At 63.4% G+C, this 26,069-nt stretch carries 22 protein-coding genes; 5 read left to right on the top strand and 17 right to left on the bottom strand.

Going from position 1 to position 26,069, the window contains the following annotated elements:
- Positions 1–59: 59 nt before the first annotated feature.
- The 3 genes from B2J77_RS03085 to B2J77_RS03075 all read left to right on the top strand — a co-directional run bounded on the left by B2J77_RS03085 (position 60) and on the right by B2J77_RS03075 (position 3,197).
- A complete protein-coding gene (locus B2J77_RS03085) occupies positions 60–1,928 on the top strand; it encodes a DUF2075 domain-containing protein (protein WP_058638403.1) in 1,869 nt (622 codons plus the stop codon).
- A 675-nt stretch (positions 1,929–2,603) separates the two neighbouring features.
- Positions 2,604–2,846: a hypothetical protein gene (locus tag B2J77_RS03080; protein ID WP_058638404.1), complete on the top strand. Its 243-nt coding sequence runs from the start codon at positions 2,604–2,606 to the stop codon at positions 2,844–2,846.
- Positions 2,847–2,933: 87 nt separating this feature from the next.
- Positions 2,934–3,197: a DUF3077 domain-containing protein gene (locus tag B2J77_RS03075; protein WP_058638405.1), complete on the top strand. Its 264-nt coding sequence runs from the start codon at positions 2,934–2,936 to the stop codon at positions 3,195–3,197.
- Positions 3,198–3,241: 44 nt separating this feature from the next.
- Here B2J77_RS03075 and B2J77_RS03070 read toward each other — a convergent pair whose 3' ends face one another.
- The 11 genes from B2J77_RS03070 to B2J77_RS03020 all read right to left on the bottom strand — a co-directional run bounded on the left by B2J77_RS03070 (position 3,242) and on the right by B2J77_RS03020 (position 15,624).
- Positions 3,242–4,078 carry a beta-carotene 15,15'-dioxygenase, Brp/Blh family gene (locus B2J77_RS03070; RefSeq protein WP_058638406.1) on the bottom strand — a complete coding sequence of 279 codons (837 nt, stop codon included), beginning with the start codon at positions 4,076–4,078 and terminating at the stop codon, positions 3,242–3,244.
- Positions 4,079–4,080: 2 nt separating this feature from the next.
- Positions 4,081–4,773: a bacteriorhodopsin gene (locus tag B2J77_RS03065; RefSeq protein ID WP_058638407.1), complete on the bottom strand. Its 693-nt coding sequence runs from the start codon at positions 4,771–4,773 to the stop codon at positions 4,081–4,083.
- Positions 4,774–5,293: 520 nt separating this feature from the next.
- On the bottom strand, positions 5,294–6,886 hold the full coding sequence (locus B2J77_RS03060) for an argininosuccinate lyase (RefSeq protein ID WP_078477965.1): 1,593 nt from the start codon (positions 6,884–6,886) through the stop codon (positions 5,294–5,296).
- Positions 6,887–7,035: 149 nt separating this feature from the next.
- A complete protein-coding gene (dctM, locus tag B2J77_RS03055; RefSeq protein ID WP_078477964.1) occupies positions 7,036–8,319 on the bottom strand; it encodes a C4-dicarboxylate TRAP transporter large permease protein DctM in 1,284 nt (427 codons plus the stop codon).
- Positions 8,316–8,951 (bottom strand): TRAP transporter small permease, encoded by a 636-nt coding sequence (locus B2J77_RS03050; RefSeq protein ID WP_078477963.1) that lies wholly within the window; start codon positions 8,949–8,951, stop codon positions 8,316–8,318. The genes dctM and B2J77_RS03050 overlap by 4 nt, the downstream gene beginning before the upstream one ends.
- Before the next feature lie 63 nt (positions 8,952–9,014).
- On the bottom strand, positions 9,015–10,013 hold the full coding sequence (locus B2J77_RS03045) for a TRAP transporter substrate-binding protein (protein WP_058638410.1): 999 nt from the start codon (positions 10,011–10,013) through the stop codon (positions 9,015–9,017).
- 156 nt (positions 10,014–10,169) lie between these two features.
- Positions 10,170–10,997: an HpcH/HpaI aldolase/citrate lyase family protein gene (locus B2J77_RS03040; protein ID WP_078477962.1), complete on the bottom strand. Its 828-nt coding sequence runs from the start codon at positions 10,995–10,997 to the stop codon at positions 10,170–10,172.
- A gap of 15 nt (positions 10,998–11,012) precedes the next feature.
- Positions 11,013–12,212, bottom strand: coding sequence for a CaiB/BaiF CoA transferase family protein (locus B2J77_RS03035; protein WP_058638412.1), 1,200 nt, complete (start codon positions 12,210–12,212; stop codon positions 11,013–11,015).
- Between the two features lie 20 nt (positions 12,213–12,232).
- Positions 12,233–13,582, bottom strand: coding sequence for an MmgE/PrpD family protein (locus tag B2J77_RS03030; protein ID WP_078477961.1), 1,350 nt, complete (start codon positions 13,580–13,582; stop codon positions 12,233–12,235).
- Positions 13,583–13,596: 14 nt separating this feature from the next.
- Positions 13,597–14,760, bottom strand: coding sequence for an acyl-CoA dehydrogenase family protein (locus B2J77_RS03025; protein ID WP_058605881.1), 1,164 nt, complete (start codon positions 14,758–14,760; stop codon positions 13,597–13,599).
- Positions 14,761–14,790: 30 nt separating this feature from the next.
- A complete protein-coding gene (locus B2J77_RS03020) occupies positions 14,791–15,624 on the bottom strand; it encodes an FAS1-like dehydratase domain-containing protein (protein WP_078479386.1) in 834 nt (277 codons plus the stop codon).
- Positions 15,625–15,793: 169 nt separating this feature from the next.
- Here B2J77_RS03020 and B2J77_RS03015 point away from each other — a divergent pair, with 169 nt between their 5' ends.
- Positions 15,794–16,681 (top strand): LysR substrate-binding domain-containing protein, encoded by an 888-nt coding sequence (locus B2J77_RS03015; protein ID WP_078477960.1) that lies wholly within the window; start codon positions 15,794–15,796, stop codon positions 16,679–16,681.
- 121 nt (positions 16,682–16,802) lie between these two features.
- On the top strand, positions 16,803–18,656 hold the full coding sequence (locus tag B2J77_RS03010; protein WP_058638416.1) for a 3'-5' exonuclease: 1,854 nt from the start codon (positions 16,803–16,805) through the stop codon (positions 18,654–18,656).
- 347 nt (positions 18,657–19,003) lie between these two features.
- On the opposite strand, the gene B2J77_RS03005 is transcribed toward B2J77_RS03010, so the two are convergent.
- The 6 genes from B2J77_RS03005 to B2J77_RS02980 all read right to left on the bottom strand — a co-directional run bounded on the left by B2J77_RS03005 (position 19,004) and on the right by B2J77_RS02980 (position 26,067).
- Entirely contained in the window at positions 19,004–21,397 is a 2,394-nt protein-coding gene (locus B2J77_RS03005) for a TonB-dependent siderophore receptor (RefSeq protein ID WP_078477959.1), read from the bottom strand.
- A 121-nt stretch (positions 21,398–21,518) separates the two neighbouring features.
- Entirely contained in the window at positions 21,519–23,462 is a 1,944-nt protein-coding gene (locus tag B2J77_RS03000; protein WP_078477958.1) for a response regulator, read from the bottom strand.
- Positions 23,459–24,301 (bottom strand): sensor histidine kinase, encoded by an 843-nt coding sequence (locus B2J77_RS02995; protein WP_078477957.1) that lies wholly within the window; start codon positions 24,299–24,301, stop codon positions 23,459–23,461. Before B2J77_RS02995 ends, B2J77_RS03000 begins: the two co-directional genes overlap by 4 nt.
- Positions 24,294–25,313, bottom strand: a complete 1,020-nt coding sequence (locus tag B2J77_RS02990; RefSeq protein ID WP_242529828.1) for an ATP-binding protein — start codon at positions 25,311–25,313, stop codon at positions 24,294–24,296. The genes B2J77_RS02995 and B2J77_RS02990 overlap by 8 nt, the downstream gene beginning before the upstream one ends.
- On the bottom strand, positions 25,304–25,708 hold the full coding sequence (locus B2J77_RS02985; protein WP_058603627.1) for an anti-sigma regulatory factor: 405 nt from the start codon (positions 25,706–25,708) through the stop codon (positions 25,304–25,306). The genes B2J77_RS02990 and B2J77_RS02985 overlap by 10 nt, the downstream gene beginning before the upstream one ends.
- Positions 25,705–26,067 carry an STAS domain-containing protein gene (locus B2J77_RS02980; protein WP_058638419.1) on the bottom strand — a complete coding sequence of 121 codons (363 nt, stop codon included), beginning with the start codon at positions 26,065–26,067 and terminating at the stop codon, positions 25,705–25,707. Before B2J77_RS02980 ends, B2J77_RS02985 begins: the two co-directional genes overlap by 4 nt.
- Between the last annotated feature and the right edge of the window lie 2 nt (positions 26,068–26,069).

The following is a 26,069-nucleotide window of genomic DNA, read 5'->3' as shown; positions in this document are numbered from 1 at the left end:
GAATTACATCCGTCAAAAAGCATGACCCACTCTGCCCAATCTGCACCCAAGGACAAACCGTGATCGTTTACGCTGCGACCAAACAGCAATTTCTTAAAGACAACGATAACGATGACATTGAGGAGGTGATCCTCAGGCATTACAAGGAAGCAACCGGCAAGAACGTTGGCACCTCGGAAATCAGGTCGTGGCAAGGGTCCCTAACGTACATGGCCAAGGTCCTTAGAGATGAGGGCCTGCCGAGCGATGCAGGCCTAGCCATTGAATTGCACATTCCGCAGTCGTCGAAGCGAATCGACTTTCTACTCACCGGTCGCGACGAAAACCAGGCAAAAAAAGCCGTACTGATCGAGCTGAAGCAATGGAGCAAGGCCAACGCCACCACCAAAGACGCCATCGTCAAAACGGCATTGGGTGGCGGCCTCATCGAGACCATTCACCCGTCCTATCAGGTATGGTCCTATGCAGCGCTGCTGGAAGGCTTCAACGAGGCGGTGTATGACAAAAGCATCGAAATCCGTCCGTGCGCCTACCTCCATAACTACGTCAGCGACGGGGTCATAGATTCAGCCCACTATGAGCCCCACATCAGCAAGGCTCCGCTGTTTCTAAAAGGCCCGGAAGAGCTCAGTAAACTCAGAACCTTTCTGAAGAAGCATATAATTCATGGCGACAACAAAGAGGTTCTTTACGAGCTGTCCGGAGGGAAAATTCGCCCATCCAAGGCGCTAGCCGAAGCCCTAGGGGGGTTGATGAAAGGCAAACCCGAGTTCGTATTGATTGACGATCAGAAAGCAATTTTTGAGTCGGCGCTGGCGGCGGCAAGCGAGGCCTCGGTCCAAGCACCAAAGGTGATGATCATCGAAGGTGGGCCGGGCACCGGGAAGACTGTCCTGGCTATCAATCTGCTGGTGAAGCTCACCGAATTGAAGCTGATGAGCAAATACGTCTCCAAGAATGCTGCCCCTCGCAAGGTCTACGAAAGCAAACTGGTTGGCACCATCAAGCGCAGCCATTTCTCGAATTTCTTTTCAGGCTCTGGGGCATTCATCGACACTGAGCCCAACACATTCGATGCGCTCATCGTGGACGAAGCTCACCGACTGAATGAGAAAAGCGGGCTTTATGGAAACCTTGGGGAGAACCAGATCAAGGAGCTGATTGACTCAGCGAAATGCTCCATTTTCTTCATTGATGAGGACCAGCGTGTAACCTTGAGCGATATCGGCAGCAAGCAGGCGATTCGCGCCTTTGCGAAAGCCAAGGGTGCTGTGGTTGAAGAACACGTGCTGTCTTCGCAGTTTCGCTGCAGTGGTTCTGACGGTTACCTGGCATGGTTGGATGACACGCTAGGCATTCGCTCTACGGCAAATCCTACGCTTGAGACCCAAGAGTACGAGTTTAAGGTGTTCGACTCACCTCAGGCGATGCATGAAGCAATCAACGAAAAAAACCACGGAAACAAAGCTCGTGTGGTCGCGGGCTATTGCTGGCCTTGGCTGAGCAAGAAAGACTCCACCGCTGCTGATATCGTCATTGGTGACTACAAACGCCAATGGAATCTGGATCAGGATGGCAGCCTATGGATCATCGCTGAGAACTCCATTGAGCAGGTTGGCTGCATTCATACCTGCCAAGGTTTGGAAGTCGACTATATCGGGGTCATCATCGGGCCTGACCTAGTCGTACGTGACGGTAAGGTCGTGACCTCCCCAGGTGAGCGCGACAAGCACGATAAATCGATTCGCGGCTGGAAAAAAATGATGAAAGAGCAACCTACCCTCGCGAAAAGTGAAACAGACCTGATCATCAAAAATACGTACCGAACTCTGATGACACGCGGGATGAAGGGTTGCTACCTGTACTGCACCGACAAAGAGACGGCGCAATACTTCGAGAGTCGGCTTAGCCAACACAGCAATCATTGACGGTATCGTTTGCTAAGAGCCCCTGTACCGACAAGCGCAGGGGCAACGATCACTAGGATGACCATTTGCTTTATAGATTCGGCCCCGATTCGTTTTCGGGGGCGGTTATCAAAAAGCACTGTCCATCGGAATCCAGACAACGCAGCGTTTCAACTGGTATTCAAAGCAAGTTGACCAAAAAATTATTTACCAGCCAAAACAGATAGATACCGACCGGCTTCAAATTACCCCGGCTCAACAAATGACAGTATCAATGCATCGATGAGCGCCAGTCGGTCCTTAGGATTTGGGGCCAACGTCAAATCAACACTCCCAACGTCCCTGCAACCAAGCTCAGGAATAGCCCATCACGCCCAAAACCTCAGATTTCCCCACTTCCCTGTAGTCCATTTCCCAAAGATACTCCCCAAGCCCATTTCTCATTGCACACCCCAAAAGCCGACCGTAGTCTCGCCATGTCGCTGACATCCAGCGACCAGGTTAGCCGCCTGAAAAAACGTCGGACACCACAGCTGTGCAATACCGGGAAATCGGTGTTGTCGCCTTATGGCGGCTGTGCGTGGGGCACTTTCGAGTGCGCCGGGTGCCTGACGTCCCGGTCGGCTAACCCGCGTACAGCTGCCACCCTCCTGTTTAGCCGCAGCAGGTGGTCGCTTCACCACGTCAGGAGCCGTCATGTTAAAAATCGTCCCCGACCCACCACCCACACCCGTCACCCTGGAAGACACCCTAACCCTAGCCGCCGACTACGCCCTCTGCGCCGAAGCCGTGGCCCAACAAGCCCTCCTCACGCAGCCCCGCTCTCCGGCAGCCCCACTGATCATGGCCTCCATGCACGAGCTGGAATCCCTGCGCCGCCTGCTGGAATCCGCCCTCCTGCAAATCCACCACCCTCCCTCGCGACACCCCACGCACTAACCCTCAAGCCCCTGGCTCAAGCAAAACGGCAGTCATCAACTTGCCTAGCCAAACAGCCAGCCCAAAAAACTTCAGGGAGCCACACCCATGTCCACCCCAGACACCCCCTGCACGCTCGGCCAAACCGTCTTCTACCAAGGCGAAAACCACACCCACGCGCTGTTCCGCTTCGAGCCAGGCATCCCCTGCCAACACGCCCGCGAACAGGCTTCGGAATTGATGGGCTACGCCCGCGACCTTACCCTCGAAGGCTTGATGGAAGACAAACCCAAACTGATCTGGGCCGCCCACTACCTCTGCGCACTCGGCAAAGCCCTGCTGGACGACGCTGAACTGGGCATGATGCGCTGACCCCGATCCCCCGGCGCACCTGCGCGCCGGGGCTGGCAATCCGGTCAAACCGGGCCGGGCACCTGAGGCACTGCGCGCCCCGAAAGAAAACGCGGCAACACCACCATATGCGGCAGTGCAAACGCCGCCAGCACCACGAACAGGGCCCGAATGCCGGTCTGTTCCTGCTGCCAGAACACAGCCCCACCTACCAGGGCAAACACCCCTGCGCCAACGAGCACTGGCCAGGTGCGATGCAGGTAGTCGCCCATCGACAAGGCACCCACCATTCGCTCGCGCACACGGGTTTGGGGTTCGGCATGCAGCAGGTAGAACCCGAGCGCAAACCCAATCAGCGGCGGTGTGACCACCACCAGCAGCAAGGTCACCGCCAGGCGCAGGTCACGCCGTTGCCAGGCACTCATCAGCAGCACACCGAACGCAATCAGCCCGGCACACGCAAGCGTCACCGCCAGCCATCCACCCAAGGCAGAAGAGGCACCGGCCGCCATCGCCAGGTTGAGCAACTCGGCTACCGCATTACGGTGCAACACTGCAGGCCCGCCCAGGATGAACAGCCCCAGCGCAATCTGTTCATGCCGCCGCTGAAACACCTCATCTTCATGGGCGAAGTGCCAAACCGACAGCAATAAAAAGGCGGTAAGCGCCAACGCCCCCGCCACTTGCCAGGCCAGGGCGCACACCACGGCCACGCCCAGGTAGCTGAGCACAAAGCGCTTACGCTGCCCGTGCTCGACCAGGTACAGGTCGCTGGCCCCATGCAGCAGGCCAAGCCCGAGCCCGACCATCAGCACGTAGGCCAGCGGCGCCAGCCCGCCTGCAAGGCTGGCTGCTATCGCCAGCCCCACAAGGGCGCGCCAGCTGCGCCCTGTACAGGTCATGCTCAGTAGCCTCGGCCTACCGGCACGGCGCGCAGGTTACGTTCGGAGGTAAAGGCGTAGACGACCTTGGCCAGCACGTCGAGCACCAGGAATACCCACACGGTGGTGGTGTCGCTCACGGCCCAGAAGCCTTCAGGGCCGACGGCGAAGACCACGGGGTAGATCAGCCACAGCACGGTGAGAAAGCCTACGTTGCGGCGGTAGGCGGGGCTGACGCCGGGTTGTTGGCTGGCGATGCTGGCGACGGGTTTCCACAGCAGGTACAGCACGCCGGCAAAGGCGGCGCAGGACCAGGCGAAGAACACCCATTTGATCACGCCGTAGGGGGTCAGGGAGGCGATCAGGCCGGTGACGATCATGATCACGTCGAGGGTGACGATGGCGGTGATGTAGCCGCTTTTGCCGTACAGGTCGCGGGTGCCGTAGTAGGCGGAGCTGACGACGCCTGCCAATAGCAGTGGGGTGGTGAAGGCCCAGTCTACGTAGCGGGCCAGGTAGGTGACGCTGCCGTCGACTTTGATCAGGTTGCCGACGCCCAGGTACATGCACAGGTAGGCGGTGGCGGCGATGAAGGGGACGGCGGCGTGAATGAGCGTGTGGCCGAGCAGCGGGCCGTAGTGTGCGCCTTTGATGTAGATGGCCAGTGATGCCAGGGCCATGACGATGAAACCGATCAGCAAGGGGGTTTGGATCATTTGAGGCTCCGCTACCAGCAGTAAAAGGCCCGGGGTGCATGCAAGGGGGTGCCGGGGTTCGCCGCGGTTTTTTTAGCCGCTTCGTTTACGGATGGAGAGGGGGGTGAGATTTTTGGTTCAAAATGTTTCGGGGCTTGGTGCGATTCTTCCCAGGTCACGCGATCCACTGTAGGACCGGCCGCGATGGGCTGCGAAGCGGCCCCAGGATTTTAGCCCGCACCTCAAATCGCCGGGGGCCGCCATGCGGCCCATCGCGGCGCAAGGCCGCTCCCACACGGAGGCGCGTTTCTGCCTGATCACTCAAACATTGTGTCGAGCAGTGGACCTGCCAATCTGTGATTTGAGCCTGGGATGCTGGGGCGCGATCCATGTGGGGGCGGCCTCGCCGGGGCGCCGGACCGGCCGCGATGGACTGCGAAGCGGCCCCAGGATTTCAGCCCGCACCTCAAATCGCCGGGGCCGCTATGCGGCCCATCGCGGCGCAAGGCCGCTCCCACACGGATCGCGTGCTCCCGCCAGATCACCGCCCCATCAATCCATCAAACGCCTTGTCCAACCCCACATCCGCATCCACCAGCTTCTGCCGCCGCTGCTGCATCCACGCCCGATCCTCCTTCAACCGCGCCTGCGCCTCAGCCAACATGCGCCGCACTTCTTCAGGCTGTGGCCCACCGGTGCCCTTGCGGCTTTGCACCATCGCGCGGGGGGACAGGCTGGCGCGGAAATCTGCTTCGCTCAGGGGCAGGGTGTTGTCCTTCCATTTGTATTTGTCCGCCGCCTGGGTGAACAACGCCTGCGCATCGGCGTAGGCGAAGTCCTTGGGCAAAGTGCCGTCGGCGCGGGCTTTTTCGACGATCAGCGAGGCGAAGCTGTGGCCGATGCGGAAGGGGACGTGGTGCTTACGCTCCAAAGTGTCGGCCAGTTCCATGGAAGTGGTCCAGTCGGCGTCCAGTTCTTCTTCGGCGCGGGCGGAATTGATCTTCAGCGCGTCGAGCACCTGGTCCAGGCGCTTGAACATGTCGCCGGTGGAGCGGAACAGGCCCAGGTCGTCGAAGGCGGCCTTGTAGTCGGTCATGCCGGTAGTGACGTTGTGGGCGCGCAGGGTGGTGGCGTTGGCCAGGCCGACCACGTCGGAGGCGGCTTCGCGGGTGCGCATCAAGAGGCCGGGGTTGCGCTTTTGCGGCATGGCGCTGCTGGTGTAGGTGGCGCCTTCGTCGAGCAGCAGCCAGGGCCGGGTCTGGTGGTACTGGGTGTGGATGTCGCCGATGAAGGCGCCAATGCGGATGGCCGAGGACGAGACCAGGCCGGCGGCCTCCAGCGGGATGTCGTAGGTCGAGACCTGGCTGGCGTCCAGCGAGTTCTCGCGCACGCCGTCAAAGCCCAGCAGCTGGGCCAGGCGCTCGCGGTTGATGGGGTAGCCGGAGTTGGCCAGCACGGCGGTGCCCATGGGGCTGAGGTTCAGGCGGGCGTACAGCTCGTGCAGGCGCTGGGCGTCGCGCTCGAACGAGGCCTCGTAGGCCAGCAGGTAATGGGCATAGCTGATGGGCATGGCTTGTACGCCGTTGGTGTAGGCCGGCACCAGGGTGTCGACGTGCTGGGCAGCCAGCGTGAGCAGGCGCTGGCGGGTGGCGTCCAGGGCGTCGCCATAGGCCAGCACGTGGTTGCGCAGCGAGGCCAGGCGGTAGGTGGCGTACATGTCCTGGCGGCTGCGGCCCGAGTGAATCAGCGAGGCCTCGGGGCCGACCTTGTCGATGATGATCTGCTCCAGTTGCAGCACATCGCTGGGGCGCTTGCCGTCTGGCTGGGTGGCCTGGTCGATGGTGTGGCGTACGCCGCCTGCGATGGTGGCAGCCTGTTCGGCGGTGACGATGCCGGCTTCCTTGAGCATCACCAGGGAGGCTTTGTTGATGCGGTTGAGGTAGTCGAACTGGGTTTCGCCGTGGCGCTGGCCATCGGGGGTCTTTTCCACGAAGGCGCCGATCTTGCGGGCCTGCTCGGCGCACTCGGCGGTGGTCTTGCATGGGTTGTCGGCGGTGTTGGCGGCGTGGACTGCGGGGCTGGTGAGCCAGGCGCAGGCGATGGCAAGGCAAAGCAGAGATCTTGTTGTTGTCATGGTGGGTCCGCTCGGGGCTTGTGGAGGGCTGGCGGGCTGGTGGCACCCTTGGAGGGTCAACCTACACCCCTGCCCCCCCTGGCCGAAAGTGAAACCACCGCCGGGTAGGCGGTGGCGTCGGTGCACTGGCGGGTTGATCGAGCCGCCGGTCAGGGCATGCCGAGAAACTCCGGCAGCGCCAAGGAGATGTACGGCACGTAGGTGACCAGAATCAGGAACAGCAACAGAATCGACAGCCACGGCAGCGCTGCGCGAATGGTCTGGCCCAGTGTCAGGCCCGTCACGGCACTGGTCACGAACAGGTTCAGCCCCACCGGCGGGTGAACCAGTCCGATCTCCATGTTCACCACCATCACGATGCCCAAGTGGATCGGGTCGATGCCCAGTTCCATGGCGATGGGGAAGAAGATCGGCGCCAGAATCAGGATGATCGCCGACGGCTCCATGAAGCTGCCGGCAATCAGCAGCACCACGTTGACCATGATCAGGAAGCCGAGGGGCGTCAGGCCTTCGGAGAGCACCCACTGGGTAATTTGCTGCGGGATCTGCTCGGTGGTCAGCACATGGGCGAACAGCATGGCGTTGGCGATGATGAACAGCAGCATGATGGTCAGCCGCCCAGACTCCAGCAGCACCTTGGGGCACTCGCGCCAGGTCATGTCCTTGTACACGAACAGGGCGATGAACGCCGAGTACACCGCCGCCACCGCTGCTGCTTCGGTGGGGGTGAACATGCCGCTGTAGATGCCGCCCAGAATGATCACCAGCAGCAACAGGCCCCAGAAGGCCCGCCGCGCAGCCGTCAGCCACTCGCGCAAGCTGGCACGTGGCTGGGCAGGCAGTTTCTTGACCCGCGCCACGATGTAGATGGCGATCATCAGGAACACGCCCAGCAAAATCCCAGGGATCACGCCGGCCATGAACAGCTTGCCCACGGAGGTCTCGGTTGCGGCCGAATACACCACCATCACGATCGACGGCGGGATCAGGATGCCCAGGGTACCGGCGTTGCAGATGATCCCGGCGCCGAATTCCTTCGGGTAGCCCGAGCGCACCATGCCGGCCACGGCAATCGAGCCCACCGCCGCCACCGTGGCCGGCGAGGAGCCGGACAGCGCGGCGAACAGCATGCACGCCAGCACGGCGGCAATGGCCAGGCCACCGCGAATGTGCCCCACGCAGGCGTTGGCGAAGTCGATCAGCCGCTGCGCCACGCCGCCTGTGGTCATGAAGGCGCCGGACAGCAGGAAGAACGGAATGGCCAAAAAGGTGTAGCTGTCGGAGGTCTCGAACAGCTTGATCGCGAGCGAACTGAGCGAATCCTGGCTGAACAGCAGGATCGACACCGCCCCGGACAGGCCCAGGGAAATGGCGATGGGCACGCCCAGGAACATGAAGATGAACAGCAGCAGGAACAGGCAGATAACGGTCATCGCGGCGACTCCTCACCGGGGTTGGCCAGCTTGCTCGCCTCGGCCGCTTCGTCGGCCAGGCCCAGGTTGGTCTGGCGGTGGGTGTAGATGCGGTAGAGGATTTCCAGGTAGCGCACGATGATCAGTGCAAAGCCAAACGGCACGATCATCGCGATGTGACCGATCTTGATGCCGTAGCGGTCCAGGTCTTCGGCGCCGATGCCGGCGGCCAGCACGGCGCTGACCCACTTGATGCTGGCGACCAGGAACAGCCCGGCATAGGCCAGGCAGCAGGCGCAGGCGAGCATGGCCAGCACACGCTGCACCGGCTTGCGGGTGCGCCTGACCAGCACATCGACCCCAAGGTGCCCGGCGGTGCGCACGCCATAGGCGATACCGAAGAAGATCAGCCAGCCGAACAAGGCCTTGGTCAGGGCGATGCTCCAGGTCATTTCCTGGGCGTAGCCCATCAGGTGATCGCCGATGTTCAGCAGCGGCTCGCTGGCAAAGGTCCAACGGTCGCTCAAGCTGTAGAACATCGTGTAAAGGTTGTTCAGCGCCACGTAGATGAAGGTGATGAGGGTCATGGCCGCCAGGAGAAAGGCAATCATGCCTTCCTCGAAGCGCTCCCAGACGCGCCGTAACGTTTGCATGGGCATTCTCCGCGCACAATGGGGCTGAGCCGCCCACGCAGGGGCGGCTGCAAGCAGAACGGATCAGGAAGCGGTGTTGGCGTCCTGGGCGGCCTTGATCAGGTCAGCGCCGATCTGGCCTTCGAACTTGTCCCAGACCGGGCGCATGGCTTTGCGCCATTCATCACGCTGCTCGGGGGTGAGCGCATCGACCTCGCTGGTCTTGGCGTCGATGATCTTCTGCCGCGAAGCCTGGTTCAGCGCCTCGGCCTGCTTGTTCACCTCGACGGTGACCTTGTCCATGATGCCCTGCAGTTCGGTGCGCACGTCTTCAGGCAGGCCGTTCCAGAACTTGGCGTTGGTGATCACCATGTAGTCGATCAGGCCGTGGTCGGTCTCGGTGAAGAACGGCTGCACTTCGTTGACCTTCTGGCTTTCGTAGTTCGACCAGGTGTTCTCGGTGCCGTTGACGGTACCGGTCTGCAAGCCTTGGTACACCTCGGCAAAGCTCATCTTGCGCGGGTTGGCGCGCACGGCCTTGAACTGCTCTTCCAGCACGCTGGAGGCTTGCACCCGGAACTTCAGGCCGCGGGCGTCCTTGGGCAGCAAGATCTTCTTGTTGGCCGACAGTTGCTTCAGGCCGTTGTGCCAGTAGGCCAGGCCGCGAATGCCCTTGTCCTCCATGGAGGTGAGCAGTGCCTTGCCTTTAGGGCCTTGCTGGAAGCGGTCGACCGCCGCCAGGTTGTCGAACAGAAACGGCAGGTCGAAGATTTGCACCTGCTTGTTGTAGTGCTCGAACTTGGCCAGCGAGGGCGCCAGCATCTGCACGTCGCCCAGCAGCAGCGCTTCCATTTCCTTGCCGTCGCCGAACAGCGACGAATTGGGGTAGACCTCGACCTTGACCTTGCCCTTGAGCTTGTCATCGGCCTCCACGAGTTTCTGGAACATGAGCGCGCCCTGGCCTTTGGGCGTGCTGTCGGCCACCACGTGGGCAAACTTGATGATGACCGGGTCCGCGGCGTAGGCGAACGAGGTCAGGGAGACGGCGGCGGCGCAGAACAGCGCCTGGGTCAGCTTCAACATGGGTTTCACCTGTTATTGTTGTTGGTAAGGTCAGCAGGGAAGCGTAGCCAAGGGTACGGTGGCCCAGTATAGGTGTTTGGGGAATCTGCTTTTGTGTAAGCCTGCGTTCGGCAAACCCGAACGCAGGCCATCGCGAGACGGCCGTAACTATAGCCACTAGCCAGCATGGGCCAATGCCAGCAGACGCTGCGCACGCAACACCACCGGCGCATCGACCATCTGCCCATCCAGCTGGAAAGCCCCTGCCCCGCCTGCAGCTGCGCTGCCCTCGATCACCCGGTGCGCCCAGGCCAGTTCGTGCTCACTGGGCTGCAAGGCCTCATGAATCACCGGCACCTGGCTTGGGTGGATGCACAGCGCCCCGCCGTAGCCCATGTCGTAGGCATGGCGCATGGCCTCGCGCTGCCCCTGCGGGTCGCGGATCGCTGGAAACACGCCGTCCAGTGGCGGCGCCAGGTCGGCCCCACGCGATTGCAGCTGCACGGCCATGCGGGCCTGGTCGATGAAGCGTTGACCTGCCGGGCTGTCGGTGTTCAGGCAAAGGTCCAGCGCCAGGTCCAGGCTGCCAAACGACAGGCGTTCGACACCCTCGGCGCCCGCGATGCGCTCAAGAGCCAACAGCCCCTTGGCAGACTCGATGATCGGCACCACGGCCTTGCCCGTGCGGGCGGCGACCGCCACTTGAGCGGCGCTCTCGACCTTGGGCAGCAGCACCGTGGTCACGCCCAGGTGCTGCGCGCAAAACTGCAGGTCCTCGGCGTGGTTTGCGTGGCTGGGGGCATTGACCCTCACCCACACCCGAACATCCAAGTGTTCGGCCAGAAAGCGCGCCAGGTGCTCGCGGGCCTGGGCCTTGAGCGGCTCTTCGACTGCGTCTTCGAAGTCCACGATCACGGTATCGGCTCCGGCAGCCAAGGCCTTGGCGAAGCGCTCCGGGCGGCTACCGGGCACGAACAGGGCGGAGCGAACGATGGGGTACGGCATGCTTTTGCTCCTCTGCTAAACCACGCCTGCGCTGTTCAATTGCGCCTGCTGATCGTCGCCATACCCCAGCTCGGCCAGGATCGCGGCAGTGTGTTGGCCCAGTGCAGGCACCGGGTCCATGCGCGGGCTGAAGGCCGCGTTGCGCCCAGGCGGCAGCAGCGACGGCAGCTTGCCCGCCGGGCTGTCCACCTCGCGCCAACGGTCACGGGCCTGCAACTGAGGGTGCTGCCACACCCCTTGCATGTCGTTGACCCGGGCGTTGGCGATCTGCGCGCTTTCCAGGCGTGACACCACGTCTTCAAGGCTCAGCGCGGCAAAGCCCTCGACGATGATCTGACGCAGCGCATCGCGGTTCTCCGAGCGCCGGTAGTTGGCGCAGAAGCGCTCGTCGGTGGCCAATGCCGGGTCGAGCAAGACCTTCTCGCAGAACACCTGCCATTCACGCTCGTTCTGCAGGCCCAGCATGACCGTGCCGCCGTCGCCCGTGGGGAAGGGGCCGTAGGGGTAGATGGTGGAGTGGGAGGCACCGGCCCGCGGTGGCGGCGGTGCGCCGTTGTAGGCGTAATACATGGGGTAGCCCATCCATTCCACCAGGCTTTCGAGCATGGACACGTCGATGCGACTGCCCACCCCCGTGCGGTCGCGCAGCAACAGGGCCGAGAGCACGCCGGTGTAGGCGTACATGCCAGCGGCAATATCGGCCACCGAACACCCGGCCTTGGCCATCCCCTCCTCCCCTGGGCTGCCAGTGACCGACAAGAAGCCGCCCTCGCTCTGAATCAGCAGGTCGTAGGCTTTCTTCTTCTCGTACGGGCCACCTTCGCCGTAGCCGGAAATGTCGCACACGATCAGCCGTGGAAAGCGCGCGTGCAGTGCGTCGAACCCCAGGCCCATGCGCGCGGCGGCGCCGGGTGCGAGGTTCTGTACCAGCACGTCGGCCTTGGCCAACAGTGCTTCGAGAATGGCGTCGGCCTGGGGTTGTTTCAGGTCCAGGGTCAGGCTTTCCTTCGAGCGGTTGGTCCACACGAAATGGGACGCCAGGCCATCGACGCGCTGGTCGTAGCCACGGGCGAAATCACCGCTGCCGGGGCGTTCGACCTTGATCACGCGGGCGCCCAGGTCGGCCAGTTGGCGGGTGCAGAACGGCGCGGCAATGGCGTGTTCCAGGCTGACGACAGTGATGCCGTCCAGGGGGCGGGGGGCAGATGCACTCATGGCAAGGTCCTGTGCGCAAGTTATGGCAGGTCGGCCAGCGAGCGGGTATCGCGCAGCTGCCAGACACGTTGAATCAAGGCACGGCCGTCGGCCGCACTGCGCTGCCCGGCGTAGGCCAGCAGGCGCTGAAACTTGTCCTCCAGTTCCGCGCGGGACAAGGTGTTGCCGGGGTCGCCCTTGGGTTCGTCGATGGCGGCGGTGAAGTGGCGCCCGTCCGTGCAGCGCACCTCCACCCGGCCCAGCCAGCGCGCCGGGTAGGCCGCATCCACTTCCGGGTCCAGTTGCATGCGCACCTTGTCGCGGAACGCGGCCACATCCGGATCGCTCAGGGCCAGGTCCCGGAATGTCAGCAACTGCGCGCAGCCATGCACGGCAATCAGGCCGAGCACCGTGCCCATGGAGAACTTGGCCTGGTGCACGCTGGTGGGTACTTTCACCCGGCCCAGCACATCGATAGCGCCTTGGTGCACGTGGGCGATCACGTCGGCGATGTCGCCGTGGCGCAGCCCTTCGCGCTGCATCAGTTCGAGCAAGGCATCGGCCGCCGGGTGGGTGTGGCGGCACGAGGCGTGGAACTTGAACGAGGTTTCGGTCAATGCCCAGCGGCTGCCCAGGCGGTCCGACAGGCGCGCCGGGTCGGCGTCGCTGGACATGCCGGCCGCCAGGCCCTGGTCGCCTTCCAGAATATTGCGCGCCCCGCTCAGGCCATCGGCGGTCAGGTAGGCCGCCAGCAGTCCGTCGGCAGCGGCCTTGGCGGTGTGCAGCTGTTTCGAATCGGCCGCATCGCGCAAGAACTCCCACAAACCGGCCGCCTGCGTGCCGGCACTGCCCAGCACATGGATGAACTGGGCCTGGTCGAAGTCCATCAGTTTGCCCACCGCCACGGCGGCCGCCAGGGTGCCGACGGTGGCGGTGGTGTGGAAGATGCGGTAGTGCGAGCGGCCCATGAATTCGCCGATGCGAATGCCGGCCTCATAGCCGGCCACGGCGGCCAGCAGCAGGTCCGGCCCTGACTTGTCCAGGTCCTGCGCGGCGGCCAGGGCAGCGGAGAACACCACCGTGGCCGGGTGCAGCACCGAGCTGTTGTGCAAATCGTCCTGCTCCACCAGGTGGGACGCTGCGCCATTGACCAGCGCGGCGAAATACGGCGAGGTGCCACGGCCGGTGCTCATCAATCGGGCTTTACCGGCAGGGGGCCCCATGCGCTCGGCGTAACGCTCGAACAGCGGCACCGGGTGCGCGCCCTGGCTGGCCAGGGCCGAGCCGAGCCAGTCGAGGAACAGGTCTTCGGTACGCGCCAGCACGGCGGGCGGGATGTCCTGGTAGCGCAGGTCGGCCAGGAAGGTGGCCAGTGCTTGGGTATCACGCATGGGCATGGCCTCCTTCAGAAGCTGCGCGGCAGCTCGAGCAGGTGCTCGGCCACGTACGACAGGATCAGGTTGGTGGAAATCGGCGCCACCTGGTACAGGCGGGTCTCGCGGAATTTGCGCTCCACGTCGTACTCGTTGGCGAAGCCGAAGCCGCCGTGGGTTTGCAGACAGGCGTTGGCCGCCTCCCACGAGGCCTTGGCCGCCAGGTACTTGGCCATGTTCGCGGCCGCACCGGCGTTGGCGCCGCTGTCGTACTCGGCGCAGGCCCGCCAGCGCATCAGGTCGGCCGCCTCCAGCTCGATGTGGGCTTCGGCGATGGGAAATTGCACACCCTGGTTCTGGCCGATCGGGCGGCCGAACACCACGCGGTCGCGGGCGTACTGGCTGGCCTTTTCGACGAACCAGCGCCCGTCACCGATGCACTCGGCAGCGATCAGCGTACGCTCGGCGTTCAAGCCGTCGAGGATGTAGCGAAACCCCTTGCCCTCCTCGCCGATCAGGCTGCTGGCCGGAATGCGCAGGTTGTCGAAGAACAGCTCGTTGGTTTCGTGGTTGACCATGTTGGCGATCGGCTGCACGGTCAGGCCGTTGCCAATGGCCGTGCGCAGGTCCACCAGGAAGATGGACATGCCTTCGGACTTGCGCGTGACCTGCGCCAGCGGCGTGGTACGTGCCAGCAGGATCATCAGGTCCGAATGCTGGATGCGCGAGATCCACACTTTCTGCCCGTTGATCACGTAATCGTCGCCCTCGCGCACGGCCGTGGTCTTGAGCTGCGTGGTGTCGGTGCCGGTGGTCGGCTCGGTCACGCCCATCGATTGCAGGCGCAGCTCGCCGCTGGCCAGCTTGGGCAGGTAATGACTTTTCTGTTCCTCACTGCCGTGGCGCAGCAAGGTGAACATGTTGTACATCTGCCCGTGGATGGTGCCGGAGTTGCCACCGCAGTGGTTCACTTCCTCGAGTATCACCGACGCCTCGGCCAGGCCCAGCCCTGAACCGCCATAGGCCTCGGGAATCATGGCCGACAGCCAGCCGGCGTCGGTCATGGCTTTGACGAAGGCTTCCGGGAAGGCCTTCTGCTCGTCCAGGGTGCGCCAGTATTCGGCCGGAAATTCGGCGCACAAGGCGCGCACGCCTTCGCGGATGGCGTTGAGGTCATCGCTGTCGTAGCTGTGCATGGCAGGCTTCTCTACGGTGCTGAAAAGGGGTCAGTCGAAGGTGACGTCGGCGCTTTGCGCCACGCCGGCGGCATTGCCAGCCCACAGGCGCGCCTGGCCTGGGCCGCCGAGGCAGCCGCTGAGTTCGAAGGGCGTGGGCAGGGTCAGCGGGCGCAGGCTGCGGTAGCTGTAGCGGCGCAGGCGGGCACCGGGGTTGGCGCGCAGAAAAGCCCGCAGGTTGAGCGTGGCGATCAGCGGGCCGTGCACCACCAGGTCCGGGTAGCCTTCGGTGGCGGTGACATAGGGGTAGTCGTAATGGATGCGGTGGCCGTTGAAGGTGACCGCCGAATAGCGAAACAGCAGGGTCGCGGTGGGCGTGACGGTTTCGCCCCAGGTGCCGGTTTCACAAGGCTCGCCCGTGCTCGCCTTGGGCGGGGTCGGCTCGCGGTAGACGATGTCCTGCTCTTCACGGATGCACAGCTGGTCGTGCTGGGTGTAGTCATGGCGCACGGTCACGAACAGCAAGGCGCCGCTGCGGCCGTGTTTCTCCTCGATGTGCAGGATGGTCGAGGTACGCTGCGCCTCGCCGCCGACCACCAGCGGGGCGATGAACTCGACCCGGCCACCGGCCCACATGCGGTTGCGCCCATCGGCCGGCGGCAAAAAGCCCCCGCGTGCCGGGTGCCCGTCGGTGCCCAGTTGCGCTTCGGGCACAGGGTCTTGAAAGAAGCACCAGGTCCACAGCGGCGGCAATGCCTCGCCGTGGGCCGGGGCGGTCTCGCCGAACGTCGCCGCGATGCGCTGCACCAGGTTGCGGCTGAGCACATCCCAGGCTTGCTCGGTGCGGCCGAGCCACGGGCTGTAATCAAAGGGCGGATTGGGCATGGGTGGGCCTCTGGAATTGTTGTTATGGCAGGCCACCTGCGGGCGCGTCATCGACGCTGCGCAGGCGACAGGGACGATCATGCGACCCTCTCGCGCATTCTGTGAATTTGCATTTCCATAACCCGGCGTTCATAAATACCGAACGCCTTCCCGACTCCAGGACTTGCCCATGCACTTCGATCTGGCTGATTTGCGCCTGTTCATCCACATCGGCGAATCCCCCAGCCTGACCCAGGGCGCCCGCCGCGCGCACCTGTCCCCGGCCGCCGCCAGTGCACGCATCAAGGCACTCGAAGCGCAGCTCGACACCCGCCTGCTGTACCGCGACAGCCGCGGCGTCGAACTGACCCCGGCCGGGCACACGCTGCTGACCCACGCACGTCTGGTGATGCGCCAGGTCGATTACCTGAAGGCGGAGTTCACCCAGTTCGGCGGCGATTCGGCGGGGCATATCCGCATCTTTGCCAACACCACGGCGGTGACCGAGTTCCTGCCCGAGGTACTGGCAGGCTTTCTGGCGCAACGGCCGGGGGTCACGGTCGACCTGCAGGAACGCCTGTCCCGCGACATCGTGCGAGGCGTGCTCGATGGCAGCACCGACATGGGCATCATCGCCGGCCCTGTGGAGGCCAGCGGCCTGCAGGTGATGCACTTCAGCACCGACCGGCTGGTGCTGATCGTGCCCGCCGGCCACGAACTGGCCAGCCGCCGCCAGGTGACGTTGAAACAGACCCTGGCCTACCAGCACATCGGGCTGCACGACGGCAGCACCCTGCTGACCTTTCTGCGCGACCAGGTCGAGCGCATGGGGGAAACCCTGGCCCTGCGTATCCAGCTATCGGGCTTCGAAGCCATCTGCCGCATGGTCGAGGCCGGCGTGGGCATCGGCATCATTCCCGAGTCATCCGCATCGCGTCACAGCCACACCATGAACCTGGTGACCATCGCCCTGGACGAACCCTGGGCCGAGCGCGAACGCAGCATCCTGGTCCGGGAACTGGAGGCCCTGCCGGGAACGGTGCGCGCATTGATCAAGACGTTGATGCCTGGGAAGTAGGCAGGCCATCCCGCACGGGTGACTTGGCCCTCAGATCGGGTGCAGGACAGTTCCTCGGATTTGCACTGCAGACGGATAAATCCTACTGTGGCGCGTCGTTTTGGATATGGACAATAAGGATATGGCCCAAATCATCCCAACGCTCGGCGCTTGCCGTTTCGACACGCCCGGGGAAAAACGCCTGGCTGAGCGCCTCGAAAAGAAACTCCCCGATGACTGGTTGTGCTGGTTCAACGTGCCGGTTGGCCCAAAGGGGCTACAGCCGGACTTCGTTCTTCTGCACCCTGATGTGGGCTTGCTCATTCTCGAGGTCAAGGACTGGAGGCTGGGCTCGCTGAAGGCGGTGAAGGTCAACGAGGTCACCAAGCTCGAGGACGGCCGCGAAGTCACCGTTATCAACCCCATGGCACAGGCCCGCAAGTACGCTTTCGAAACCAAGAACGCGCTGGAAAAGGACCCGGCGCTGACCCAGAAACCAGGCTCTGTCCGAGCGGGCAACCTGTTGATGCCCTACACCTGGGGCATCGTGCTGCCCGAGATGACGCGTAAAGAATTCACCTCGCTGCAAGCCGGGTCGGCCTTGGAGAGCGTACGTGTCATCTGCAAGGACGAGATGTTCGAGACAGTGGATGCAAGCCTGTTCGAACAGCGCTTCAAGGCCATGTTCGTGCAGCACTTTCCAGTGGCGCTGTCAGACGAGCAACTTGACCGCGTGCGTTACCACCTGTTCCCGGAAATCCGCCTGAACCCGGCACGTGCCCAGTTCGGGCTGTTTGGTGAGCAGGAGGCACCCATGCCCAGCCTGATCAAGGTCATGGACCTTCAGCAGGAGCAACTGGCGCGTTCCATGGGCAGTGGGCACCGGGTGATTCACGGCGTGGCGGGCAGCGGCAAGACCATGGTCCTGGTGTACCGCAGCCTCTACCTGGCGCGCACCTCCAGCAAGCCAGTGCTGGTGTTGTGCTACAACAAAACCCTCGCAGCGCGCTTGAATCAGGTGCTCAAGGCGCACCAGCAAGACGTCCAGGTAGTAGCCATGAGCTTTCATGCCTGGTGTCACAAGCTGCTGACGGATGCGCAACTGCCCATCCCCCAACTCAAGGGGCAGAAGTTCTTTCAGGCGCTCGAAGACGACGTGCTCAAGCACATGGCTGACGGCAAGCTGGCCGCTGATCGTTATGCCGCGATCCTGATCGATGAGGGCCACGACTTCAAACCGGAGTGGTTCCGCCTTGTCGTTCACCAACTCGACCAGGATCAGGAAAACCTGCTGGTGCTCTACGACGATGCCCAGGCCATCTACCGCGGCAAGGCCACCCTTGCCTCGAAGATGACCTTCAGCTTCGCCAGTGTAGGGATCAAGGCGTCAGGCCGGACCACCATCTTGCGCGTCAACTACCGCAATACGCTGGAAGTGTTGTCGGTCGCGCATGCGTTTTCCAAGGACTTGCTCAGCGCACGCGATGCCGAGGACGACCACATCCCTGTACTGGCCCCGCAAAGCGCAGGCCGCCGTGGCGACTTGCCGCAACTGCTCAGCCACCCCGGGCTTGCGCAGGAAGCCCAATGCCTTGTCGCCCGGCTTGAGCATGAGCAGGCAAACGGCCGGGCCTGGCAAGACATGGCCGTGATCTACCGAGAAGGTTCCCAGGCCACCTGGATCGAGGACACACTCAAGGCCGCGGACATTCCGTACACCAGCGCCAAGACCGTTTCCAAACGCAGCGCGCTGTATGGCGAGAACACGGTGAAGATCGTGAGCATGCATTCGAGCAAGGGGCTGGAATTCGGCTTCGTGGTGATTCCGCGCTTGCACGAGATGCCGGTGCAAGGCGAGGACGAGGCCGATGAGATGCGCTTGCTGTATGTAGCCATGACCCGCGCCGTGGACAGGCTGGTGATGACCCATCAGACCCACTCCGGGTTCACCGAACGCTTGCAGGAAGCAGTGGCTCAGGTTCAAGCGAGCCTTTAAGGGGAGCGGCCTTGCCGGGGCGCCGGACCGGACGCGATGGGCAACAAAATAGGCTCGCCCATTTGCAATCATGGGGCCGCTGCGCGGCCCATCGCGGCACAAGGCCGCTCCCACAGGGGATTGAGGCAAGCCCCCAGAGCCAGCACAAGCTGGTTGCTCTGCAGGTTCGGCGCGCAGCTAAAAATAGCGCAGTGTGGGAGCGGCCTCGTGCCGCGATGGGCCGCACAGCGGCCCTAGGATTGCAGCCGGGCATCAGATCCCAAGGCCTACCGCGCTGCCCATAACGCCTAACGCGCACAGGCTATCCATTGCAGCCCCCAAAGCCACCGCAATCCCCCAATAATCGCTTACCAGCTATAACTCACTCGCGCCGTCACCTCACGCCCAGGATTGTAATAATCGGCCGTCCCCGAGCCCACCACGTGCTGTTCATCGAACAGGTTGCTCACGTTCACCGCAAGGTCAGTGCCCTTGGCGATCTGGTACTTGAAGGCCGCGTCGAACAACGTGGTCCCATCGCTCTTCTTGGTGTTGGCCGCATCCATGTAGTAAGCCCCCACGTACCGGGCACCCAGCCCGACACTCACGGCGGTCGCCGGAATATCGTAGTACGTCCACAGCGAAGCCGAATGCTTGGGCGCGGTGGCGAAGGCGTTGCCCTTGAGCGAAGAGCCGTCATACAGCGACCCGCGCTTCACGTCGGTGTCCATGTACGAATAAGCGCCAATCACGCTGATATCAGCCGTCACCTGGGCTTTGGCCTCCAGGTCCAGGCCGCGTGCGTGAGACTCACCGACGGTTTGCTGCTCGATGATGCCGCTGGGCAGTACCACAGCAATGGTGACGTTTTCCTGGGTCAGGTCATACACCGCAGCGGAGAACATCGCGTCCATGCCGATGGGCGAGTACTTCACCCCCACTTCGTACTGCTTGCCGGTTTGCGGAGTCACGCCCACCTGGGGTGGGGACACCGATTCCACCATGCTCACGTACGTCGACACTTCGTCGTTGACGATGTAGGTGAGCGCAGCGCGATATGAGGTCTCCGACAAGTCGTCGCTCTGCTTGGCCGCCCCGCCCACGTACTCGGTGCTGGACAAGTCCATGGAGTCGTTGCGCACGCCAGCGGTGGCGATGACGCGGTCGTAGAACGACAGGTTCTGCTGCATGAACACGGCCTTGGTGGTCACGTCCTGCTTCTTGCGGCTGTAGGGCTCGATGCCACGCGGCACGCCGGTGAACACCGGGTTGGCGATGTCGATCGGGGTGGCCAGGCTGTAGACCGAGCGCTGCTTGGTCGAGGAGTCGAGGTACTCCACCCCCACCAGGGTGCTGCTGTCGATGTGCTCGAACTGCGCATCGTATTGCAGCATCAGGTTGCCGTTGAGCTGGTCGGCGTCGCTGTCGGTGCCGAACACATAGCGCGGGATGGTCGTGCCAACGCGCGAAGGGCTGTCGCTCAAGTAGGCGTAGCCGAAATCGTCGGTCAGTTCGCTGTAGCGCAGGTTGCCGCGCAATACGAAGCCGTTGTCGAAGTCGTGGGTGAGGTTGCCGGACAAGCTTGTGCGCTCCACATCGTGGAAGTTGTAGCCAGGCTCGCCGAAGAACTTGCTGCGGTCGTATTCCTTGTCCAGCGGGTAGCCACCGCTGTTGGGCGAGCTGTTGGTCTTCAGGTAGTCCAGCACCACGGTGGCCGAGGTGAAGTCGCTTGGCGCCCAGGTCAGCCCGCCCATCACCAGGCGGCTGTCGTCGCGGGAGTGGTCGTACTCACGGTCGCTGTCCTGCAGCTTGGCCGTGAAGCGCCCTGCCACTGTACCGCCTTCGTTGAGCACATCGCCCATGTCGATGCCGGTCTCGGCATGGTCGTACGAACCGTAGGTCACATAGCCCTGGCCGAAGCGTTCGAACCGCGGCTGCTTGGTCACGAAGTTGACCGAGCCGCCCGGGTCGGCAGGGCCAAACAGGGTGGAGTTGGCGCCGCGAATGATCTCGATACGCTCGTAGGCGTAAGGGTCTTCGCGCACGCCACGCATGGAGCTGAGCGTCAGGCCGTCGCGGTAGGTGGTGGCCTGGAAGCCGCGGATCTGGAAGTAGTCGTTACGGTCGTCCGACCCATAGAAGTCGCTGATCACCCCAGGAGTGTACTGCAGCGCCTCTTCGGTGGTGCTGACGCTGCGCTGTTCCATCTCCTTGCGAGTCACCACCGACACCGAAGCTGGGGTATTGAGGATGCTGGTGGCGACCTTGCCCCCTACCCATAGCTCCTTGGCCACAACCGAGTTGATGTCGTCGTCGGCGCTGGCCTTGACCTTGGCATTGACGATCACCGGGGCCAGGCGGTAGTCCTCGGTGGCGCCCAGCTCCAGGGGGCCGGTGGACTTGGGCTGGGGCAGCAGCAAGTAGGCGTTGGGGCCTTGCTGTTCCGATTGCAGGTCACTGCCCTGCAACAGCGCAGACAAGGCCGCGGTGGTACCCAGCGAGCCCTGGACGCCCGGCGTTGTCCGGTTGGCCACGCTTTGCGCGTCGTACGACAGGCTGATGCCGGCTTCCCTGGCAAAACGATCGAGCGCTGGCGCCAGCGGACCTGCCGGGATGTTCCACTGCTTGAGCGGGCTGCTGCTGTCAGTGGCTGCAGGCTGGGCCAAGGCTGGCAGCACATGGCTGCCGACCACCAGCCCGAGCAGGGCGCCACGCAGGGCTCGGTTCAGGGGGTGGCGCGGTGAAACCGGGGTAGAACTCATTCTCTCGCTCCGTAGCGTGTCGGCGGGCGGCCTGTATTCCGGCCTTCCCTACCTGCCGAACGAGAATGAGAAAACACCTCATTTATTTTCAGATTAATTAACTTCGATTGTAGGTTGCTTCCTACGCCTTACGGATAGCTTGCTTCACTTTGCGCAGCAGCTCACCCATGCGGAAGGGCTTGATCAGCATGTCCATGCCATCGCCGAGAAACGCCTGCCGGTCCAGCGCGGCATCGGCATACCCGGTCATGAACAGCACGGGCAGGTCGGGCCTGTAACCACGGGCAAGGTCAGCCAGCTCCCGGCCGCTGAGCGTGGGTAGACCAACGTCGGTCAGCATCAGGTCCAGGCTCGGGTCGTCGCGCAGGTATTCCAGCGCCTGGTCGGTGGTCGAGGCCAGTGTGCAGTGGTAGCCGGCATCGGCCAGCGCTTCGGCCACCGACAGCCGCACCGACGCCATGTCCTCGACGATCAGCACATGCTCGCCGTTTCCTTGCAGGTCGAGCCCACGCTCGCGCACCACGGGCACGGCTGCCTGTGCGCTGGCCGGCAGCATCAGCGCCACTTCAGTGCCCTGCCCCATCACGCTGCTGAGCATCACGTGGCCGCTGGACTGGCGGGCGAAGCCGTAGATGGTCGACAGCCCAAGGCCGGTGCCCTGGCCGACGGGTTTGGTGGTGAAGAACGGGTCGAATACCTTGTCCAGCAACTCAGGTTCGATGCCGGTGCCGTTGTCGCGCACGCTGACCACCACATAGGGGCCGTCGGCCAGGTTGGGGTTTTCCTGGGACCAGATGGCAGCCGTGTCCAGCCAGATCCGCCCGCCCTTGGGCAGCGCGTCACGGGCGTTGATCACCAGGTTGAGCACCGCGCTTTCCAGTTGCACCGGGTCGACCAGGGCAATGACTGGTTGCGTGGACAGGTTCAGGGTCAGCGTGATGCGCTCGCCAATGGTGCGGGTCAGCAGTTCTTCGAGCGAGCGCACGTGACGGTTGACGTCCACCGGCCGGGTATCCAGGGGTTGCTGGCGAGCGAAGGCCAGCAACCGATGGGTCAGCGATGCCGCGCTATTGGCCGAGCTGAGCGCAGCTTCGGCATAGCGCGGCACTTTGTCGATGCGGTGCTCGGCCACCCGTTTGCAGATCAGTTCGAGGCTGGTGATGATGCCAGTCAGCAGGTTGTTGAAGTCGTGGGCGATGCCGCCGGTCAAGCTGCCCAGTGCCTCCATTTTTTGCAGTTGCACCAGCTGCGCCTCGGTGCGTTCGCGCACGGCCACTTCGTGGGCCAGCTGGCTGGTGGCGTCGTCCAGCCGGGCTAGGTGCGAGCGTTCGCGGTGACGGTGCTCGGTGATGTCCTCGACGAACACCAGGCACAAACCCGGCGCCTGATACGGCGAAAGCTGCCACTCGGTCTCGCGTACATGGCCATGCACCTGCATGCTCAAGGTGCCCTGCCAGCGCTCGCCGGCCATCAGGTGCTCGCGCAGGCTGGCCAGTGCCGCTTCCTGCCCATCGGCAAAGCATTCGTGCAGCTGCTCGGGGTGGAGGTTGTCCTGGATCAGGTAGCTGAATGCCTGGTTGCATTCGTGCACCTTCAGCTGGGCGTCCATCACGGCAATCGGCGCCGACACGCTGGTGAATATCTCGCGAAAGCTTGCCTCGCTCTGGCGCAGTGCGCGCTCGGTGTCGCGCACGCGCAGCAAGGTGCGCAGGGTGGCCAGCAGCACGTCCGGGTCGACGGGGTGAATCAGGTAGGCGTCGGCACCGGCGTTCAGCCCGGTAATGATGTCGCCACTCTGGATCGAAGCGGCCGACACATGAATCACCGGCAGCAGGGCCGTGCGTGGGTCCTGACGCAGCAGCCGGACAATGTCGAAGCCGCTCATGTCCGGCAGGTTCACGTCCAGGATCAAGGCGTCGATCTGGCTGTCGCGGATCAGCGCCAGGCCCTCGCCGCCCGTGCCGGCCTCCAGTACCTGGTACCCGTGCACCGCCAACCGCCTGCGCATGGCATAGCGGGTGGCAACGTTGTCATCGACGATCAGCAAGCGCACATCGGCATTCATTCAGCGCTCTCCGGAGCGAGGGCAAGGGGGATCACCACGAAGAAGCAGGAGCCGACGCCCGGCTCGCTCTCCACACCCACATGACCACCCAGCAGCTCGGCAAAGCGTTTGCACAGCGACAGGCCCAGGCCCGTACCGCGCAGGCGCTTTTGCAGCGGCGAGTCCACCTGGGCAAAGTCCTCGAACAGGGTGCCCAGCAGCTCCGGTGCGATGCCGATACCCGTATCGCTCACGGCAAACCGGATACTGTCATCGCCTTCCAGGCAGGCGGAAATACGCACTTCGCCCTGGGAGGTGAACTTCAGGGCATTGGAAATGAAGTTGCGCAGGATCTGCGCCAGCTTCTTGTCATCGGTGTACAGCCGCGGCAGGCCGGCATGCTCTTCGAAGATGAGGTCCACGGCCGAGGCATCGACAATGGGCCTGAACATGCCTCGCAGGGCGGCGAACAGGTCGAACATGTCGAACCAGGCCGGCGAAATGGTGATGCGGCCGGCTTCGATCTTGGCAAGGTCCAGCAGGTCGTCGACCATGTCGGACAGCTCGCGGGTAGCGGTGCTGATGAACGTGACCTGACGGTGCTGTTCGGCCGACAACGGCCCGTCGAGCTCGTCGGTCAGCAGGCCGGTGATGCTCAAGATCGAGCCCAGCGGCGTGCGAAATTCATGGCTCATGTAGGACAGGAAGCGGCTCTTGAGGTCCGAGGCCTGGCGCAGGTGTTCGGCCTGGGTATCGAGCTCGGCATACAGCGCCAGCACGCCCTGGTTGGTTTCATCCAGCTCGGCGCGCAAGGCGTCGTTCTCGGCTTGCAGGCGGGCAATCATGGCAGCATCAGACATTGGGCAACTCCAGGTCGATGACAAGTACGGTGACATCGTCACGGCCGCGGCAAAAGTCGCGATGCAGCACGGCAGCGATCACGGCCGGATGGCGGTGCACCAGGCCAGGGTAATCCTTGAGGTTCCACCGGGACTGCAGGCCATCGCTGTACATGATCAACACATTTCCGTTCAGATCAGCGTAGTCGAACACTTGGGTTTTTCTGAATTGCCCGCCAACAATGCCGGGCATCGACGCCAGGCCTCGCCATTGGCTGCCATTGACCAGGCTCGCGCCGATGTTGCCAATGCCGGTGAAGCTCAGCCGTGCATTGCAGCCATCGTAATGCGCCAGGGCAACGGCGCCACCACGCGTGCCCGTCATCGCCTGGTGCATGGCCAAAAGTTGCTGCTGCGCCTTGGCGAACGGTGCCTGTGCGAACACGGCCGCACCCGCCTGGGCTGCCGCTTCGGCTTCGCTGCCATGCCCCAGCCCGTCGATCACCAGGGCGCTCACGTGCTGCCCATCGTAGGCCAAGTGCCAGGTATCGCCGCAGGCCGGGTCGCCATTGAGGGCATGCTGGCTGACGCCGAAGCGCAGGTCAGTGCCTGAGTCACCCTGGGCATACAACCGCGCCAGGACAACAGCTCCCCGGGTATCGGCATAAACGTCGAAGACTTGAGCCTGGCGGGCGATGGCGCCCATGCCGATACCTTGGGTGCCCGCCGACGAATAGCCGTCGGCCAGGCAGGCTTGGGCATCGAACCCTTGGGCGCGATCGAGGGTGAGCACTTCGATACCAAACCTGCCGTCACCGCGCGGCAGCGCGCGCAGATGAAGCTCGCCGTGCCCGGCATGCTTGAGCACATTGGTGCACAGCTCGGTCACCACCAGCGCGACACGTCCGGCGTCCGTCTCGTCATGCCCGTGGGCCTGTGCGAGCTTTTGCGCGATCCGTCGAGCGTGGCCAACGTCACTGGCATCAGCCAACGGTACGACGCAGGTCTGGCTCGCGGCGATGCTCACGCCCATCGAGTGATCGTCACGCGAGTACCCTGGCCAGGCGCGGTGTCCAACTCGAACTCATCCACCAGCCGTCGCGCGCCGGTCAGGCCCAGGCCCATGCCACCGCCCGAGGTCCAGCCGTCGGTCAGTGCCAGGCCGATGTCGGGAATGCCAGGGCCTTCGTCACGAAAATGCAGGCGCAGGCCCACCCGACCGAAGTCCTCCAGCACCTGCCAATCCATGTCGCCGCCACGGCCATAGACCACGGTGTTGCGGGCCAGCTCGCTGACGGCGGTGACCAGCTTGGTCAGGTCGACCAGGCGCATACCGCACTCGCCCGCCAGCTTGCGGGCCAGTTGGCGGGCAAGCACCACATCCTGCTCGATGCGCACCGGCAGGCTACCGCTGTCGCGCACGTTCATTTGCGGGCCACACGCTGACGCAGCACGTGCATACCGCGCTCCACATTCAAGGCCGTACTCACGCCAGGCAACGTCAACCCCAGCTCCACCAGGGTGATGGCCACGGCCGGCTGCATGCCGACCACCATGGTTTCGGCGTCCATGATGCGCGACAGGCCCGAGATGCTGGCGATCATCCGTCCGATGAACGAGTCGACCATGTCCAGCGCCGAGATGTCGATGAGTACGCCACGGGCGGAGGTGCTGCTGATGCGGTCGGTCAGGTCTTCCTGCAGGGTGAGGGCCAGTTGGTCATGCATGTCCACCTGGATGGTCACCAGCAGAAATTCCCCCATCTGCAGGATCGGGATACGCTCCATGG

This window comes from Pseudomonas parafulva, from assembly GCF_002021815.1.
GTDB lineage: Bacteria > Pseudomonadota > Gammaproteobacteria > Pseudomonadales > Pseudomonadaceae > Aquipseudomonas > Aquipseudomonas parafulva_B.
Note: the sequence above shows the minus strand (reverse complement) of the source record. Positions and strands in the feature narration are given on the sequence as shown.

Bases quoted from the DNA above. Each gene is read 5' to 3' on its own strand.
- B2J77_RS03080 (WP_058638404.1), top strand. From the start codon at position 2,604: ATGTTAAAAATCGTCCCCGACCCACCACCCACACCCGTCACCCTGGAA.
- B2J77_RS03075 (WP_058638405.1), top strand. From the start codon at position 2,934: ATGTCCACCCCAGACACCCCCTGCACGCTCGGCCAAACCGTCTTCTAC.
- B2J77_RS03070 (WP_058638406.1), bottom strand. From the start codon at position 4,078: ATGACCTGTACAGGGCGCAGCTGGCGCGCCCTTGTGGGGCTGGCGATA.
- B2J77_RS03065 (WP_058638407.1), bottom strand. From the start codon at position 4,773: ATGATCCAAACCCCCTTGCTGATCGGTTTCATCGTCATGGCCCTGGCA.
- B2J77_RS03060 (WP_078477965.1), bottom strand. From the start codon at position 6,886: ATGACAACAACAAGATCTCTGCTTTGCCTTGCCATCGCCTGCGCCTGG.
- dctM (WP_078477964.1), bottom strand. From the start codon at position 8,319: ATGACCGTTATCTGCCTGTTCCTGCTGCTGTTCATCTTCATGTTCCTG.
- B2J77_RS03050 (WP_078477963.1), bottom strand. From the start codon at position 8,951: ATGCAAACGTTACGGCGCGTCTGGGAGCGCTTCGAGGAAGGCATGATT.
- B2J77_RS03045 (WP_058638410.1), bottom strand. From the start codon at position 10,013: ATGTTGAAGCTGACCCAGGCGCTGTTCTGCGCCGCCGCCGTCTCCCTG.
- B2J77_RS03040 (WP_078477962.1), bottom strand. From the start codon at position 10,997: ATGCCGTACCCCATCGTTCGCTCCGCCCTGTTCGTGCCCGGTAGCCGC.
- B2J77_RS03035 (WP_058638412.1), bottom strand. From the start codon at position 12,212: ATGAGTGCATCTGCCCCCCGCCCCCTGGACGGCATCACTGTCGTCAGC.
- B2J77_RS03030 (WP_078477961.1), bottom strand. From the start codon at position 13,582: ATGCGTGATACCCAAGCACTGGCCACCTTCCTGGCCGACCTGCGCTAC.
- B2J77_RS03025 (WP_058605881.1), bottom strand. From the start codon at position 14,760: ATGCACAGCTACGACAGCGATGACCTCAACGCCATCCGCGAAGGCGTG.
- B2J77_RS03020 (WP_078479386.1), bottom strand. From the start codon at position 15,624: ATGCCCAATCCGCCCTTTGATTACAGCCCGTGGCTCGGCCGCACCGAG.
- B2J77_RS03015 (WP_078477960.1), top strand. From the start codon at position 15,794: ATGCACTTCGATCTGGCTGATTTGCGCCTGTTCATCCACATCGGCGAA.
- B2J77_RS03010 (WP_058638416.1), top strand. From the start codon at position 16,803: ATGGCCCAAATCATCCCAACGCTCGGCGCTTGCCGTTTCGACACGCCC.
- B2J77_RS03005 (WP_078477959.1), bottom strand. From the start codon at position 21,397: ATGAGTTCTACCCCGGTTTCACCGCGCCACCCCCTGAACCGAGCCCTG.
- B2J77_RS03000 (WP_078477958.1), bottom strand. From the start codon at position 23,462: ATGAATGCCGATGTGCGCTTGCTGATCGTCGATGACAACGTTGCCACC.
- B2J77_RS02995 (WP_078477957.1), bottom strand. From the start codon at position 24,301: ATGTCTGATGCTGCCATGATTGCCCGCCTGCAAGCCGAGAACGACGCC.
- B2J77_RS02990 (WP_242529828.1), bottom strand. From the start codon at position 25,313: ATGGGCGTGAGCATCGCCGCGAGCCAGACCTGCGTCGTACCGTTGGCT.
- B2J77_RS02985 (WP_058603627.1), bottom strand. From the start codon at position 25,708: ATGAACGTGCGCGACAGCGGTAGCCTGCCGGTGCGCATCGAGCAGGAT.
- B2J77_RS02980 (WP_058638419.1), bottom strand. From the start codon at position 26,067: ATGGAGCGTATCCCGATCCTGCAGATGGGGGAATTTCTGCTGGTGACC.